We start from the raw sequence: 16,206 nt of genomic DNA, 5'->3' as shown, positions 1-16,206 counted from the left end.
AAACTTAATTCATAAAATAGATGAGAAATAGCGCATTAATAGTCATTGATATTCAAAACGAGTATTTTGAAGATGGCGGAATGGAACTTGTGGATCCCTTAAAGGCAGGGATGAACGCCAGAAGAGTGATCGACCAATTTAGGCGAGAAAAGTTACCTGTGGTTCATATCCAACATATTTCCTCAGATCCAAAAGCAATGCCATTCTTTATTGATGGCACAAGAGCTGCCGAAATTCATGAAAGCGTGAGTCCAATGCCAAACGAGCTAGTAATACGTAAACATTTTCCTAACAGCTTTAGAGAGACAGAATTATTGGATTACCTTCGCAGCAATAAGGTCGAGAAACTTGTTGTCGTAGGCATGATGACCCATATGTGTATCGACGCTACGGTACGCGCCGCTGTCGATTTAGGTTTTTCATGTACTGTAATTGCTGATGCCTGTGCAACGCGAGATCTTGAGATTAATGGTTCCGTAGTTGCTGCACTGGATGTTCAGCATGCCTTTCTTGCTGCTTTGGCGTTCTTTTATGCGCAGGTTCAGGATACCGAGACGTACTTGGCACGCTATTGATTTATAGGGAAATCGGGCCATGGGGAGGCCGATCTGCATGGCCCGATTTCCATAGCGACAATTTGTATAATAGATAATTCAACATTTACTTGAATTCCTGAATAAATGCACTTATGGTTTTTCCAGTTTGAGTTTTAAAAAAACGCATTAAATGATTGGGTTCTGAAAAGTTAAGAGCAAAAGCAATTTGATTAACGGAATGGTCAGAGTGGATCAGCAGATCCTGAATCTCAAATAGTAACCGTTGTCGAAGTAAGTGGGCAGCTGTGGTATTAAACTGTCCCTTAACGGCCTGATTTAGTGTAATCCTACTTATTCCCATAAGTGTCGCATATTCGTTTACCCGTTGTTTCTCCCGAATGAACTGTTCCATAAGCTCTTTGAATTGATAGGCGAAGTTATTTTCCGCTTTTTGGTTCGGAAGCATATTTAAGCGTGCATATTTTCGGTTTAAAGTTTGCAATAGGTAATAAAGTAAAGAACGAATAATATGGACACTATCTGCTTGGGTTTCCATGAGTTCAAGTTTAATTTCGGCGAGAAGACCTAAGAATTTTGACATATGTGTGTCATCTGCTATAATCTGTGGTACATAACTAAGCTGGTAGAAATATAATAGTTTGTATGTGAATAATTTATCCGAAAAGAAATCATTTAAAAACTCTTCCTGAAAAATCAATGTTGTAAACTCAAGGTGTTCAGGATCCAGTTCCCAGGTATGTTTCTGAAAAGCTGAAATAAAGATAATTGAATTGTCGGACAAGGAGAGGATCTCTTGCCCCAATATCAATCTGCCTTTCGCTTTTTTGAAAAATAGAATTTCAAAAAAGTCTTTATGGTAAGTTTCTTGATGTGTATAATCCGTTTCTATTTCGTTGAGGACATTCAACAAGAAGTCAACACCGCATTCTCCCTTATGGAATTTTATTGTTCTCAATCTAGATTACTTTAATCGATCAAAAATACTAAACTTTATAAGTTACACCAGCCGAAATACAAATATTATCGTAGCGTTTTATTCTGCATGTTTATTCAGGCAGCTGAGCAAGGAGTAAGGGTTGGAAGCGAAGAGTTTGGAACAAAGGTTTTCTAATGTTTGGTGTTTTTCAAAATAGTTTTCAAAACAGTTAAAAGACAATAGTTGAGGGAAATGTGAAGACGAGTGAAGCTGAATTTTGAACAGGAGAATAAAAATTTTATGAAAAGTGATTTTCATCACTTTTTTGCTGAGAAGAATAAGCTATTTTTACTGCTGTAGTCAGTTATCCAGTGGGATTAATCTTTGGGTTTGACAAAAATTATTTAGCCATAAAAATATATTATTTGGGGGTTTTCTCATTATGAGAGGCCCCTTAATTTTTTTAACAACCTCTATCCTGATGTAAAGGGTTGATGCACTATACCACAAGTTTGGAGTCTTATTTAAAGAAAATAGGTCTTTTCGATAGCTTTCAATAACTTGTTCGAAAAGACCTATAAGGATTTTCTTATTACGGGCTAGTAAATTGCATTCTGTACAGTTAATATAACGGGATAGCCATCGGTAACGAGAATCGTATGTTCGTGTTGTGCCATGAATCCACCTTTGTCACCAACCATTGTCCAGCCATCGTTGAGTTCGGTTGCGTAGGTGGAGGTCGTTGAAATAAAGGTTTCAATAGCAACAACGGTATTTTTTCGAAATCTTCGTTGGTCGAAGCGGTTTTTATAGTTAAGCAGTTCGTCGGGCTCCTCGTGCAGACTTTTTCCTACACCATGTCCGCCAAGGTTCTTGATGACTTTATACCCTCTTTTTTTAGCCTCAGTTTCGATTAGATGCCCAATATCGGCTATTTTCACACCACCACGAATATTATTGATTGCCTTTTGAAGAATTTCTTTCGATGCATTGACCAATTTTTCGTGTTCAAAGATGTCCTTTCCTATAACAAAGGAACAACCATTATCAGCCCAATATCCATCTAATTCGGCAGATACATCGATATTGATCAAATCGCCCTCTTGCAATATCCTTTCCGCCGTAGGTATTCCGTGGCAAAATTCGTTGTTTATACTGATACAGGTGTAACCTGGGAAACCATAAGTGAGAGCGGGAGCAGATTTTGCACCCATACTTTTTAATATTTCGGCTCCATATTCGTCAAGCTCCTTCGTGGACATGCCCTCTTGAGCATATTCTATCATAGCCTTTAAGGTGATGGCAACGGCATCGCTCGCTTTTTGTATGCCTGTTAGCTCAGTTTCATTCGTTATAGACATTGCTGATGTTTTTATTGTGGAGCACGTAAGCCCTGTTTTCTATTTTGTTAAGGTATTACCATCGAGAACAAATGATTCAAGGTCATTTTGTTATAACCGGATATAAACCAATACAAAGGTCTTAATAAAATTGAATAAAATAGGCATTTGTTTGCGATTAGAAGTAAATATGCTGTGTTTTGGCTTTAAAAGTTTAGTAATAAATGCTGACTGCCAGTCTGTTTTTGTCCTAGTTTTTATCGTTTTAGTTCTTGATTTTGATGTTTAGACATTTATTTTTTTATGTATCTTTATATAACTTTATGAAATTGCTATTGATCATTTAAATTAAAACAAAATGGCTTTATTGGATACTCTAGAATGGCGTTATGCCACAAAAAAATACGACCCTACAAAAAAGGTCGCTCAGGAAGATTTAGATAAGATTTTGGAGGCAGCACGGATGGCACCTAGCTCTTCTGGACTTCAACAGTTCCGTGTAATTGTGATTACGAATCAGGAATTAAAAGAAAAAATTGTGCCTGTGGCTTGGGGGCAACAAATAGTGGCTGATAGTTCACATCTATTGGTGTTCGCAGGATGGGATAGATACACCGACGAACGCATTGATAAAACCTTCGACAAGATGAATACCTTGAGAGGTTTACCTTTAGACAGCACTGACGAGTATAAAAATAGGTTGAAAGGCCAATTAGCAAGTTTTACAGAAGAACAACAAGCGGCACATGCGGCGAAGCAAGCTTATATTGCTTTTGGTTTGGCAATTGCGCAGGCAGCAGAACTAGGCGTTGATGCGACGCCTATGGAGGGTTTTTCAAATGCCGAATTGGATGAATTACTTGGTTTAGACAAGCTGGGATTGAAGAGTGCGGTTATGCTTCCGTTGGGTTATCGGATGGAAGAACAAGATTGGTTGTTGAAGCTGAAAAAATTTAGACTTCCAAAAGAGGAATTTTTGATTGAGCTCGCATAAATTGTAGTTCACGTTAGAAAAAGCGTTTCCACCATTGTCGAAACGCTTTTTTTATAGAAAAATATTTTTAAAATTGATAGGCAACACTTCCAAGTATATTTCTAGGCATTTGCGGGTTTACCGTTGTCCATCCTTTGAAATAAGTTTGATTTCCTAAATTGTTTGCTTTGAAGGCGAATTCAAAATGTTTAAATCCATAAGATAGACTCGCGTTCAGGAGTGTGTAAGACGGAAGGGTAAATGTGCCAGTTGCAACACTATTGGTAATTACATTTTCACTTGCATAATTCATGCCGATACCAAATCCTAGTCCTTTTAGTTTTCCTTGCTGTAAGCTATAGTTTGCCCAGATGTTGGAAAGATGTTTAGGCCCAGCTTCTGTCGGACGTAGGTTGTTGACATTCTTGTCTGCTTTAGTCATCTTACTATTGTTATAACTATAGCTCATAATGAGGTTTAGACCTTGAATAGGGGCCAATGTAACATCAAAGTCAACTCCCCGGCTCAAGCGCGTGCCGTCCTGTACACTAATATTATAGGTTTGTCCGTCAATGGTGACTATGTCAGGACGAAGCATATTATCTACTGAAATGTCATAGTAACTTGCTGTCAGGCCTAATTTGTTGTTTAAAAGGTCTAATTTGACTCCGGCTTCCCATTGTTTGGCTTGTTGGGGCTTGAAGTCTCCCGAGATGCTGGGATGTGGTTGTACAACTGGAGATACATTTTTAAACCCATTTTGATAATTGGCGAATAGTGATACCTGACCTTTTACAGCTTCATAAACCAAACCGAAACGGGGTGAGAAAGCAGTTTGATGGTAAGTCCCAGTCGTTGTGTCTTTATCGAAGTTGTAGGTTCCTTTATTATCAAAATAATCCATACGCAACGCTAGGTTTAGATGTAGCTGCGACGTGAGATCCAATACATTTGAAACATAGGCTCCCAATACTTGATTTCGACCTCTATTGTTCGTTTTGGCTGCCGTTGAAGCGCTTATGGCTGCGTCAATGGTTCCTGCATTAAATTTATAGTAATCTGGATCATCTATTGCTGTGTTGATCTGGTCTACAAGGATATAGGGCGAATTATGTGTTTCTGTTTGCTGGTATAAATAATCCAGACCGACAAGTAGTCTATTGCGAAGCTCGCCGATATGAAAATCACCAATAAAGTTCTGTTGAGCATTGATATTTTTTGCAGCATAATTTTGTTTACCAGCATATCTGTTAATAAGTGTGTCATTGCTGTTTTGTAGGTACATCACATATTGAAAGTAGCCATCTGCCTTCCGGTTGTTCCAGTTTACAGTGGTGTTGGACGTCCACCGCTCATTAAACCGGTACACTACATTTCCGCGGAGGTTGGTGGTTGGGTTTTTGAATGTGACGTCGTTAGCAGTATAGGACTTATCAAAATCGAATTGAAGTGCCTCGGGGGTTCTGGCAAATAATTGACGTGAACGATTGAGAAAAACCATCAGTGGATTAGTAGCCTTGTTTTGGTAAAGTTCAACATCGAGTTGGATATCCAGTTTCTCGTTTGGTTTATAGGTTAGTGAAGGTGTAATAAACACCGACTTATTAAATCCTGCGTCTTGATAGGTACCTGTATGGGATAATGCTGTATTGATTCGTCCGAGCAATTTTTTATCTGCTGTTAATGGGCCATATATATCTGCCGTAAGGCGATGTTGTGCGAAACTTCCAAAAATATAATTTACCCGACCGCCCACGGTATCTAAAGGTTTTTTCGTAATATTATTGATTAATCCACCGAAACCAACAGCCGCGCCGCCATATAATGAACCAGAGGGCCCTTTAATCACTTCAATTGTTTCGAGATTCGCAGGGTCTGGACTTGTACTGGAAATACCGACTACACCATTAATCATGGCTGCCTGCGTACTAAAACCGCGCAACGTGTAGTAACTAACACCGTCTCCGGGCCGTCCAGTCGCCGACCAAAGCTTATCAATTCCTGAAACGTTGGCTAATGCATCATCATAATTTGTATTCACCTGACTTTTTAGCAACTCTTTGGTAACGACAGCATACGACTGTGCGTTCTCCATATTTTTCAGTGACATTTTGGAAACATATAAACTCTGTTTCCGAGTAAATTTGTTATTTCCTTTACCATTAATAACGATCTCTTGCAGTGTCGATTGATTTTCAATTAAGTAAATATCAGGAACCCTATTTTTACCATCCGTAATTTCGACTTCCTGCTCATGTGGTTGAATACCTATGGCTGATATGGCTAATTTTGCCTGACCCGGCTTAAGTGATTTAAATTGATATGAACCATTAGATCGTGTAGAAGTTGTTATGTTTTGCGGTTGTAGTCTGACGGTTATCCCTTCAATGGGCTTTCCGTCAGACGAAAGGATTTTACCCAGTATTTCTGCTTTGTGCTGTGCTTGCGCAAGTAGAGCTCCTGGGACAAGCAACATAAGGTAGATGATGATGCGATTCATTGAATATTTTATTTAGATTAATTATAAACAGAGGTAAAGTTATTGGTCCTATTGCATTTTTCAAAGGATTATCTATTATTTTTTATAATCATTCTAAATAATGTAATGTAACAATGCAAAGAACCCAAATTATCGCTTCGGATGATTTGGGTTCTTTGCATTGTTTGCACGCTATCAGCTGACTTAAATTGACTGTATCGGTACTGTGTAAGGTGTTTTTTTAATTTGGTAAGGCAAATCCATTGTTTTTATAGGCTACATAGGTTGACTGTTTGTCCCTTTTTTAATTTCACATATTGTATGGTGTTATCTCTCTGTATGAGCTTCTTAGTGCTGATGTGCATGAGTGCCTTGGGTTCAAAAATTCGAAAGGTACCATCTTCGGTAGCAGTTATTTTCAGCAGAACAATTTTATTTTCTTTTTTTTCAGCGCTTACGATAAATCCACCCATCGTTCTCAAATTTTTGAAAGACGCTGTTGCCCATTCAGCAGGTAAAGCCGGAAAAACTTCTACATAGTTATTTTTGCTCTGAATGAGCAATGCGTGTATTCCTTGTGCAAATGCAAAGTTACCTTCTAAGGTAAATGGTCGATACGTAAAGTCTGAATATTGCCCGCCTTTTTGGTCGCCATTCAAATGAAAGGAATTCGAGGAACAAAAGTTCTGCGCAAATTTTCGAAGATTGGTTACGGCTTCCTTTCCTTGTTTAGCGCGCGCGTGTAAACAAGCCATCCATGCAAAGGAATAACCAACCCACGCACGTGTACCCAGTTTTTTAATGTGATCTAGGGAGCTCTCAATGAGCTCTTTTTCCTGCGGATTATTGATGTCTAATAAATCCAATGGATAAATTGCCATATAGGGAGACATGTGACGGTGGGAATGTTTCATTGGAAGATTTACAGCAACCTGTAGCCCAGTTTCATCGGTCGCATAGTGAGGTAGTTGCGCCTTGCATTTTAACCAATTCTCTGCTTCTTGCGGTTTGCCCATTGCTGTACTCACCTCTGTAGCAGCCTGGAAAAGAAAATGCGCTAAACTAAGATCGAAATTAGTCCAATTGTCAAACCATGCTGATACACTATTGTCGTTGTATTCGGGACTGCTGCTCAAGGGCAGGTAACGGCGTTCATTTTTTAGTGTGGTTATATTTTTAAGGTAAGTTGCAGATTCCATGATATAGGGATAGGCTTGTTCTTTTAGAAAGGTTTTATCCATGCTATATTTCCATTGCCAATAAAAATGCTGGGCCGCCCATGCACCAATAGTAGGAGAAAGAGAATACTGAATCCATCCACCCATAGGGTCTCCATTTAACGTGAGGACACCGGGTACATTCAGCCCATCGACACCAAAATATTGCTTTGTAAAGTCCTTGTTTTTTTTGCGGATCTTCCAGAGCCAATCCGTATAGCTTTTGGCTTCGGCCAATCTATTTCCCGAATAGGCTGGCCAGTAGCTTAATTGTGTATTAAGGTCATTGTGAAAGTCGCCTTTCCAAGGAGGAAGACCACCATTATCCGCCGTCCACACGGCCTGAAGCGTAATTGCTGGAGCACCTTCTCTTGCGACAGCACCGAGTTTATACATATCAAGATAATATTGTTTTTCAAGATTTTTATCAGGAATGGTTATACTTGATTTGGACCAATAGTTTGACCACCAATGCAAATGGCTTGCTTTTTCTTCGGTGTATTTTTTGAGGGAAAGTGCAGATGGGGTTGCCTTTTGATCATTGACGATTGTCCAATAACCAATCAGCTTTTTAGTTGATATTTTTTCCCACCTCAATACAACTTCAAAAAAATGATCATCATACGTATTTTGGTGCAGCACTTCATAGTTGCTGGTGCGGATTATATTTCCTTGCTTATACCCTAATCTTGCTAAATCTTGACCTTCGACAACGCTTTTGTTTTCGTCTTTGTTTGCGTTATTTTCATATTGATGTGGAATTAATTGAGGTAAAAGGTCACTAACATTGTTTCCTGTGATTTCAAAATAGCCAAATGGTTTATAGGCATGTATGAAGGTTTTTAATATCCTACCATCTTTAAATCTAAGAATATTGGTGGCCTGTTCCAGATCAAGTACGTTTGAAACGACAGTGCCAAATTTCGCCAAGTCAAAGAACAGCGACGCTGCTGGAAGCTTAGTAGGATAGGGGGATCTGTCATAAGGAGCGTCTCCCCACTGTTGTACAATGCCGTAGCTGTTGTTTTTTATTTGTTGTTGGACCCAATTGAAATTGTGGTTTTCTATTGCAAAGGCCTTTCTTTCGTCCCATAGATCTGCGCGATCAAGTGAAAATCGAATCGTATTGTCTTTTTTCCAAATCAGTGCACCCAATTGACCATTTCCCAAGGGAATGGCTTCATCCCATCGCGAAGCCAACTGATCGAAATGGAGGTTGTTGTCAGATGTTGGTTGCCCGAAAGAGAACAGGGTAAACGAACAGCATAGTATTAAATAGAGATATTTCATAATTGAAAGGGTTAGCTTGTAAATTTAAAACTCTGGATGGGGAGGTACTGACACTATTGTTACTTTTTTGCATACTATTTTAGCAAAGCGATGGCCCTGATCCTGGAATCACGTTTAAGCAAATTTAACTGAGATGTATGCAGTGTATGAAATCAAAAAAGTGAGTTCGTATCGAAATTGTTATACTTTTTGAGACGAAAGAATATGGTATAAAAGTACCGTTTTTAGGGACTGCAGTTTAACCGAAAAGAGTACATCATGCTGTTTTAAATCAATCTTTTGAGCAAGTGGGAATATAGTATCCAGAAAATCTTGCAAGAGCAAAGGGTAATATTGTTTATGTTTCTGTTAATCCAGTTTTAGTATAATCCAGTGTTGTTATCTAATTTTATCCTACTCGAAACTAGCACATTTATCGGATAGTTTCGGCTCCACTTAACGAAAAAAACAATCATTATTTATTTCGTTGTAGTGCGTAAACCTAAAATGTTATAGAGTAGATATATCCCAATGCTATGAGAAAAAAGATTGTGGTGCTAACATTATTGGCGCTTGTGCTTATTGGTACGAGCATTTTGACCTTTGGAAAGAAAGAGCCAATTGATTTTAGCGCTGATGTTAAACCGATATTGAATAAACATTGTATCACATGCCATGGTGGGGTTAAAAAAAATGGCGGACTAAGTTTTCTTTTTGAAAATGAGGCTTTCGCCAAAGCCGAGTCTGGCAAACCAGCAATTATTCGTGGCGATGGCGAACATAGTGAACTGGTAAAGAGACTGATTTCCGATGACCCTGAATTGCGTATGCCTTACAATGCCCCTAAACTGAACGATGATGAAATTGATATACTCAAAAGATGGATCGATGAAGGTGCCAAATGGGGAGAGCATTGGGCATATACAACGCCCAAGGAGACTGAGGTACCTAAACCTTTTTCATTGCTCGGCATATTTGGTGTCAAACCTAAAGGGGTGAATAATACGATTGATTTTTTTGTTTTGGATAAGATGAAGGAGAAGAAATTATCCTTTGCTGATGAGGCCGATAAAGCACTGTTGTTACGGAGAGTGTATTTAGATCTGATTGGTATTCCACCCACGTTGGCAGAAATTCAAGCCTTTGAAGCAGATCAGCGTGATGATGCTTATACCTTGCGTGTAGATAGTTTGCTGGCGTCGCAGAAATATGGCGAAAAGTGGGCGAGTTGGTGGTTGGATATGGCGCGATATGCAGATACGAAGGGTTACGAGAAGGATGGTTCGCGCACGATATGGTCCTATCGGGATTGGGTCATTAAGGCCTTGAACAAGGATATGCCTTATGATGAATTTACGATTGAACAGCTCGCTGGGGATTTGCTCCCGGAGCCAACCAAGGATCAACTTATCGCAACCGCCTTCCATCGCAATACCATGAATAATGATGAAGGGGGGACCGATAGTGAGGAATTTCGGATGGCTGCGGTTTTGGATCGCTTAAATACAACCTATCAAGTATGGTTGAGTACAACCTTCGAATGCGTGCAATGCCATAGCCATACTTATGATCCCTTTAAATTTGAAGAGTATTATAAATCGTTAGCTTTTTTTAACAACACCAGAGATGAAGACACCCAAGGTGATCATCCTAAACTTCGTTTTTATACGGCACAAGATGAGAAGCGAATTGACAGTATAAAAAGGTGGTTGTCGACGACAGGAAATACAAGCTTGGTAAAATCAACAGATCTATTCCTTCACACTCTTGAACCCAAAATACATGCGCATTACAGCGATCAAATAGTAGATGGTGCGCTTTATGATACGAAATGGTTGGGGGTTAGAACTGGAGGATCGGCTCGGTTAAGGGCAATAAACTTGGATAATAAACAGCAATTTTTTATGAATTTCTGGACAGGCGCGGTAGGTGGAAAATTAGAAATTCACGTGGATAAACCTACAGGACCAATTCTCGCCGTTATTGATTTGCCGAGTACAAATGGAAGACAGGTTATTCAGTCTCCCATACTCCCGACTCGCGGTGTACATGACTTATATCTGCTTTTCAAAAATCCATCTGTGGCGCATGGGCAGCCGATCTGCATGATTGAATGGTTTGCATTTCGTGAGAACTTTCCACATGAAAAGTCACTGGATAATATGAATTTTCAAAAGACTTTTCTCCAGTTGGTCAACATGCAACCCGAAGGTGTGCCAATCATGATTGAAAATCCCAAAGACATGCATCGTAAAACAAATGTATTTATACGTGGTAACCGTCTGTCTCTGGGGGCGGAAGTACAGCCTACAGTTCCGGCTTCACTGAATAGTTTCCCGAAAGGCGCTCCGCGCAACCGTCTGGGGTTTGCGCAGTGGATTGTCAGTAAGGAAAACCCCTTGACAGCACGAACCTTAGTTAATCGCGTATGGGCACAGCTATTTGGCCGGGGCCTAGTTGAACCATTGGGAGATATGGGCACTCAGAGTATCCCGCCAATTCACCGAGAGTTATTGGATTACCTTGCCCTAGATCTGATGAATACCAAAAAGTGGAGCGTTAAAAAACTGATCCGCGAGATTGTCTTATCCGGAACGTATAAGCAGTCCTCTAGCTTGAACAATTCCAATTTTGAGAAGGATCCACAGAATTATTATTTGGCAAGGGGACCTCGGTTTAGATTATCTGCCGAACAGATTCGTGACCAAGCTTTAGCTGTAAGTGGATTGCTCAGCAACAAAATGTATGGACCAAGTGTAATGCCCTACCAACCTGATGGGGTATGGATGACTGTATATAGCGGTGAGTCCTGGGTGAAAAGTGCTGGAGAAGATCAATACCGAAGGGGCATCTATACGTTTTTAAAGCGTACGAGTCCTTATCCGTCTTTTGTTTCTTTTGATGCTTCTAGCAGGGAGGTTTGTTTGGTCGACCGTATTCGCACCAATACACCGCTGCAAGCGCTTGCCACATTAAATGATCCTGTTTATCTCGAAGCGGCTAAACATCTGGGGGCTATTATGGAGAAAGAGGGAAATGGAAACCTTAGAAATGGTATTCGTGTCGGTTATAAACGTGCCATGTTGAAGGATGCCGATGAAAAGAAACTCAAAGAGCTGGAACATCTTTATCAAAAGGCATTGGTTGATTTCAGCAAAAAACCTGATTCGGCAGCCAAATTTTTGAATGAAGATTTAGCAAAAAGCAATGTAAAGGTCCTGCCTTCAAAAGCTGCCTACATGCTTGTTGCGAATGCAGTGTTGAATTTGGACGAATTTTTAACGAAATCATAAATATTGAAATGATAAATATGGACCGAAACTTCTGAATAAGGACTATCGTATGAAAACGAAGTCTTTTATTGAGAAGGTTAGACCTATAAAATAGTAAGAATATAAACCGAAATGAGCTAAAGCTGCGCACTAAAATTTTAGAGACACAGCCCGTTCATACGTAATGATAGTCAGATGAAAGACCTAAATAAGCTAATAAAAGAAGCGCAACAATTTGAATTGCAGGCTGTCACCAGAAGACATTTTCTAAAAGATTGTGTGGCCGGTATCGGCGGTATTGCTTTGGGGAGTTTGTTAACGAGTTGTAATGGATGGGGACAGTCAAAATCAGCAGAAAAGTTGGATCTGAATGCACTCAATCCACTTGTGCCCAAGCCACCTCATTTCCCAGGTAAGGCTAAAAGTGTCATTTACCTGCATATGGCTGGCGCTCCATCACAATTGGAGTTATTTGATTACAAGCCTGCCTTGCAGAAATTACATAATCAACCTTGTCCGGAGTCCTTGCTTGCAGGAAAGAAATTTGCTTTTATTCGTGGGATTCCAAAAATGCTGGGACCACAGGCTACTTTTAAACAGTATGGAGCAAGTGGGGCTTGGGTATCAGATCATTTGCCTCATTTTAGTAAAGTCGTTGATGAAGTGAGTTTTCTGAAGGCTGTGCATACCGATCAGTTCAATCACGGCCCGGCCCAATTGTTTATGCATACAGGAAGTGCCCGTCTCGGTCGCCCTAGCATTGGTTCATGGGTAACTTATGGTCTGGGATCTGAAAATAGCAATTTACCCGGTTTTGTTGTGTTAACATCGGGAGGTAAAACGCCTGATGCTGGTAAAAGTGTCTGGGGAAGTGGATTTTTACCATCGGTATACCAAGGCGTTCAATGTCGTTCAAAGGGTGATCCCGTATTGTACATTGCCGATCCTGAAGGAATGGGAAGGGGTATGAAGCGTGATTTGATTGATGCCATAAATAGCGTCAACAAAACAGAGTATGATACCTTTAAAGACCCCGAAACCTTGTCGCGGATCGCACAATATGAGATGGCTTATAAAATGCAGGTAGCCGTACCTGAAGTGATGGACATCAATAATGAACCGGCTTATATTCACGAATTGTACGGAACAGAGCCTGGTAAGGAATCGTTCGCCAATAATTGCCTATTGGCTCGGAAACTCGTAGAACAAGGGGTACGATTCGTTCAGTTATTTGATTGGGGCTGGGACAGTCACGGTACTAATCCAGCAGATTCGATTGATCTCGGTTTTAGAAATAAATGCCGAGAGATTGATCGACCTATGACCGCATTGATTATGGATCTAAAGCAACGTGGTTTGCTGGAAGAAACACTGGTGGTGTGGGGCGGGGAATTTGGGCGCACACCGATGCAAGAAAATAGGGACAACAGCGACATGCCATTCCTGGGACGTGATCATCATACCGATGCCTATACCATCTGGATGGCAGGTGGAGGAGTTCGTAATGGTATAAGTTACGGTCAAACCGATGATATCGGGTTCGCCGGGGTAGAAGGGCGTAGTTCTGTACACGATGTCCATGCGACCATGCTTCATCTTTTGGGTTTTGATCATGAGAAATTTACATACGATTTTCAGGGAAGGCCATTCCGATTGACAGATGTGGAGGGTGAACTGATTCAAGCTATAATTTAAAAAAATGAAACAATTTCTAGTATTAATTTTATTTATGAGCAGTTTTCTATCCATGACTGCCCAGCAGTTGCACATTAAATATTATTGCACCAATTGGGGAAATAGTGATTCCTGGGATACGTTCTGTCTCCGTGTGAAAAATGCAGGTTACGATGGTGTTGAATCTTGGTTACCTGGTAGTCCCAAAGAGCGCAAAGAGATGATCGATGCATTACATAAACATGGATTGAGTTTAGGGTTACTTTCAGGGGGATCTGGTGGAACTTATGAGGAATATAAAGAAAGTTTTAAGCGTAATTTGGATGAAGCAGCACAGCTGAAACCCGATTATATTAATTGCCATACAGGTAAAGATTATTACTCGTTTGAACAGAACAAAACATTGATTGAGCTTGCTGATGCAGCTAAAAATAAGTACCATATCCCCGTTTATCATGAGACTCATCGCGGAAGATTTAGTTTTGCAGCCCATGTAACAAAAGAATATTTAGAGAAGATTCCGACGTTACAACTTGCGTTGGATATTTCGCATTGGTGCAATGTACACGAATCAATGCTTTCTGATCAGACCGAGGCCGTAACAAAGGCACTGTCCAGAACTGAGCACATTCATGCACGCATTGGGCATCCCGAAGGACCACAAGTCAACGACCCCGCCGCTCCTGAATGGAAGAGTATTGTTGCACAACATTTGGCCTGGTGGGATAAAGTTGTTGCTAAACACAAGGAAAACGGGATGAAGTTATTAACCATAACAACCGAGTTTGGCCCAGCGGGTTATTTACCCACATTGCCATTTACACAACAACCGGTGGCCGATCAGTGGTCAATCAATGTCTATATGTTGCATTTACTCAAAGACAGATATAAAGAATGATGGTTTTCTTTGATGAATTATTGGGCTTTTCGGGACGATTTCATCCTCTTTTGGTCCACCTACCGATCGGCATATTGTTGTTGGCTTTTGTTATGGCAATTATTGCGCAGTTTAAAGGCGGAGCTATGTATTTGCCTGCTATTAAGCTCTCCTTATTCCTAGGGACCATAGCTGCCATAGTGGCTGCTTTATCGGGTTATCTGCTTTCACGAAATGGAGGTTATGAGGAGGATGTACTGAGCTATCACAAGTGGTTAGGAATTGTCGTGGCGTTGAGCAGCTTATTATTGTGGTTTCTCTATCGTAAAGAATCTTCTGCTGCATTTCGCTTTTGGCTTTTTTTTCTCGTAGTAATCATGATTGGGGTCACTGGACACTATGGTGGAACATTGACGCATGGAAAGGGCTACTTTGTCGAAGCTATGCCAGTGGCACTAAAAAAGCTGTTTAAAACGGAAGAAGACAAAGAGGAGGTTCTTATCGTTCAAAATGCACAGGAAGCAGATGCCTATAATGGAATTATTCAACCTATTCTTAAACAGCGTTGTCAAAGCTGCCATGGGAAAAAAAAGCAGGAAGGGGGGCTGGCATTGGATACAAAAGAGAATTTGTTAAAAGGAGGAGAGAATGGCACAGTACTGCATGCAAGCGATTCGAAAAAGAGTGAATTATATGCCAGGTTGGTATTACCTGAGGGACATAAGAAGCGAATGCCACCTAAAGGTCGTACGCCGATAACTCCTGATCAGATCAGACTGATTGCCTGGTGGATAGATCAAGAAGCCAATTTTGATAAAAAAGTGCGTGAAATACCACAAACGGAGGAAATCGCTCATTTGTTGAAAAAATTGGAAACAGGGGAAAAAGACACTCCATCGGTATTATATGCAGATTTACCTGCAGCGCCAGCTTTGCCAAAAGATAAAATCGATGCTTGGCAGGCTAAGGGTATTAAGATCATCCAAGTTGCAAAAGATAATAACTTTGTGTTGGTTAATGCCATTAATTATCCTCAATTTAATGATAAGGACCTACAGGAATTATTAAGTATTAAGGATAATATTGTACAGCTGAAATTAGGAAATACAGCTGTTACAGATCTTGCTTTCTCAATATTTTCGGCAATGCCGAGTCTTTCCCGCCTACATCTAGAAAATACAGAAATTTCCGATGCCGGATTGAGCCAGTTGAAAGGTCTGTCAAAATTAACGTATTTAAATCTGACGGGAACAAAAGTTACCTCAAAAGGTCTGTCAAAACTGAACGACCTTCCGAGTTTAAAAAACGTCTATCTCTATAAAACCGCAAATCAGGAAGTCGCTACGATAAAGCAGTTGAACGCTAAGATTAAGGCAGATACCGGTAATTATAGTTTGCCTTTTATTGAAACCGATACAATCAGGTTTTGAGCTGTTGTTGGAATTGCTGGCTATACGCTGGAAATCCGCAATCCGAATGAAATATTATTGTATAATTTAACGATTGGGCCGACATGGACAAGTAATTTAAGGAAAATAAACAGGATTTTTTAGCAGATGTGAAGCGAATGTATAAGGGGAATGAGACAAAATGCGCTAGAGTAGGATAGGAGGAATAGGAATAGGAATAGGA

The 16,206-nt window shown here is 40.2% G+C and carries 11 protein-coding genes; 6 read left to right on the top strand and 5 right to left on the bottom strand.

Going from position 1 to position 16,206, the window contains the following annotated elements; translation table 11 throughout:
* Positions 1–20 precede the first annotated feature (20 nt).
* Positions 21–575: a cysteine hydrolase family protein gene (locus B3E92_RS00645; RefSeq protein WP_046674600.1), complete on the top strand. Its 555-nt coding sequence runs from the start codon at positions 21–23 to the stop codon at positions 573–575.
* Positions 576–660: 85 nt separating this feature from the next.
* Here B3E92_RS00645 and B3E92_RS00640 read toward each other — a convergent pair whose 3' ends face one another.
* Both B3E92_RS00640 and map read right to left on the bottom strand, forming a co-directional pair.
* A complete protein-coding gene (locus B3E92_RS00640) occupies positions 661–1,512 on the bottom strand; it encodes a helix-turn-helix domain-containing protein (protein WP_286894870.1) in 852 nt (283 codons plus the stop codon).
* A 560-nt stretch (positions 1,513–2,072) separates the two neighbouring features.
* Positions 2,073–2,834 carry a type I methionyl aminopeptidase gene (gene map / locus B3E92_RS00635; RefSeq protein ID WP_112376211.1) on the bottom strand — a complete coding sequence of 254 codons (762 nt, stop codon included), beginning with the start codon at positions 2,832–2,834 and terminating at the stop codon, positions 2,073–2,075.
* A 337-nt stretch (positions 2,835–3,171) separates the two neighbouring features.
* Here map and B3E92_RS00630 point away from each other — a divergent pair, with 337 nt between their 5' ends.
* Positions 3,172–3,807 (top strand): NAD(P)H-dependent oxidoreductase, encoded by a 636-nt coding sequence (locus B3E92_RS00630; RefSeq protein ID WP_070565384.1) that lies wholly within the window; start codon positions 3,172–3,174, stop codon positions 3,805–3,807.
* 67 nt (positions 3,808–3,874) lie between these two features.
* On the opposite strand, the gene B3E92_RS00625 is transcribed toward B3E92_RS00630, so the two are convergent.
* Together B3E92_RS00625 and B3E92_RS00620 are read right to left on the bottom strand one after the other, a co-directional pair.
* Positions 3,875–6,286 (bottom strand): TonB-dependent siderophore receptor, encoded by a 2,412-nt coding sequence (locus B3E92_RS00625; RefSeq protein ID WP_286894868.1) that lies wholly within the window; start codon positions 6,284–6,286, stop codon positions 3,875–3,877.
* Between the two features lie 248 nt (positions 6,287–6,534).
* The gene (locus B3E92_RS00620; RefSeq protein ID WP_286894867.1) at positions 6,535–8,772 is read right to left on the bottom strand and encodes a glycosyl hydrolase family 95 catalytic domain-containing protein; all 2,238 of its coding nucleotides are present in this window, start codon (positions 8,770–8,772) and stop codon (positions 6,535–6,537) included.
* Positions 8,773–9,287: 515 nt separating this feature from the next.
* Between B3E92_RS00620 and B3E92_RS00615 the strand changes: the two genes are divergently transcribed.
* The 4 genes from B3E92_RS00615 (at position 9,288) to B3E92_RS00600 (ending at position 16,004) form a co-directional block, all read left to right on the top strand.
* Entirely contained in the window at positions 9,288–12,044 is a 2,757-nt protein-coding gene (locus B3E92_RS00615; protein WP_286894866.1) for a DUF1553 domain-containing protein, read from the top strand.
* A 174-nt stretch (positions 12,045–12,218) separates the two neighbouring features.
* Positions 12,219–13,718 carry a DUF1501 domain-containing protein gene (locus tag B3E92_RS00610; protein ID WP_286753847.1) on the top strand — a complete coding sequence of 500 codons (1,500 nt, stop codon included), beginning with the start codon at positions 12,219–12,221 and terminating at the stop codon, positions 13,716–13,718.
* A gap of 4 nt (positions 13,719–13,722) precedes the next feature.
* A complete protein-coding gene (locus B3E92_RS00605) occupies positions 13,723–14,595 on the top strand; it encodes a sugar phosphate isomerase/epimerase family protein (RefSeq protein WP_112376214.1) in 873 nt (290 codons plus the stop codon).
* Positions 14,592–16,004: a c-type cytochrome domain-containing protein gene (locus B3E92_RS00600; protein WP_286894864.1), complete on the top strand. Its 1,413-nt coding sequence runs from the start codon at positions 14,592–14,594 to the stop codon at positions 16,002–16,004. The genes B3E92_RS00605 and B3E92_RS00600 overlap by 4 nt, the downstream gene beginning before the upstream one ends.
* Here B3E92_RS00600 and B3E92_RS00595 read toward each other — a convergent pair.
* Positions 15,994–16,206: hypothetical protein (locus tag B3E92_RS00595; protein ID WP_286894863.1), on the bottom strand; the 213-nt coding region annotated here is incomplete at its 5' end. The two genes, B3E92_RS00600 and B3E92_RS00595, sit on opposite strands and share 11 nt — an antisense overlap.

It is taken from the genome of Sphingobacterium sp. UBA6317 (genome assembly GCF_002440385.1).
In the GTDB taxonomy this organism is placed as follows: Bacteria; Bacteroidota; Bacteroidia; order Sphingobacteriales; family Sphingobacteriaceae; genus Sphingobacterium; species Sphingobacterium multivorum.
The sequence above is the reverse complement of the archived record's forward strand: the minus strand, read 5'-3'. Positions and strand labels throughout refer to the sequence as shown.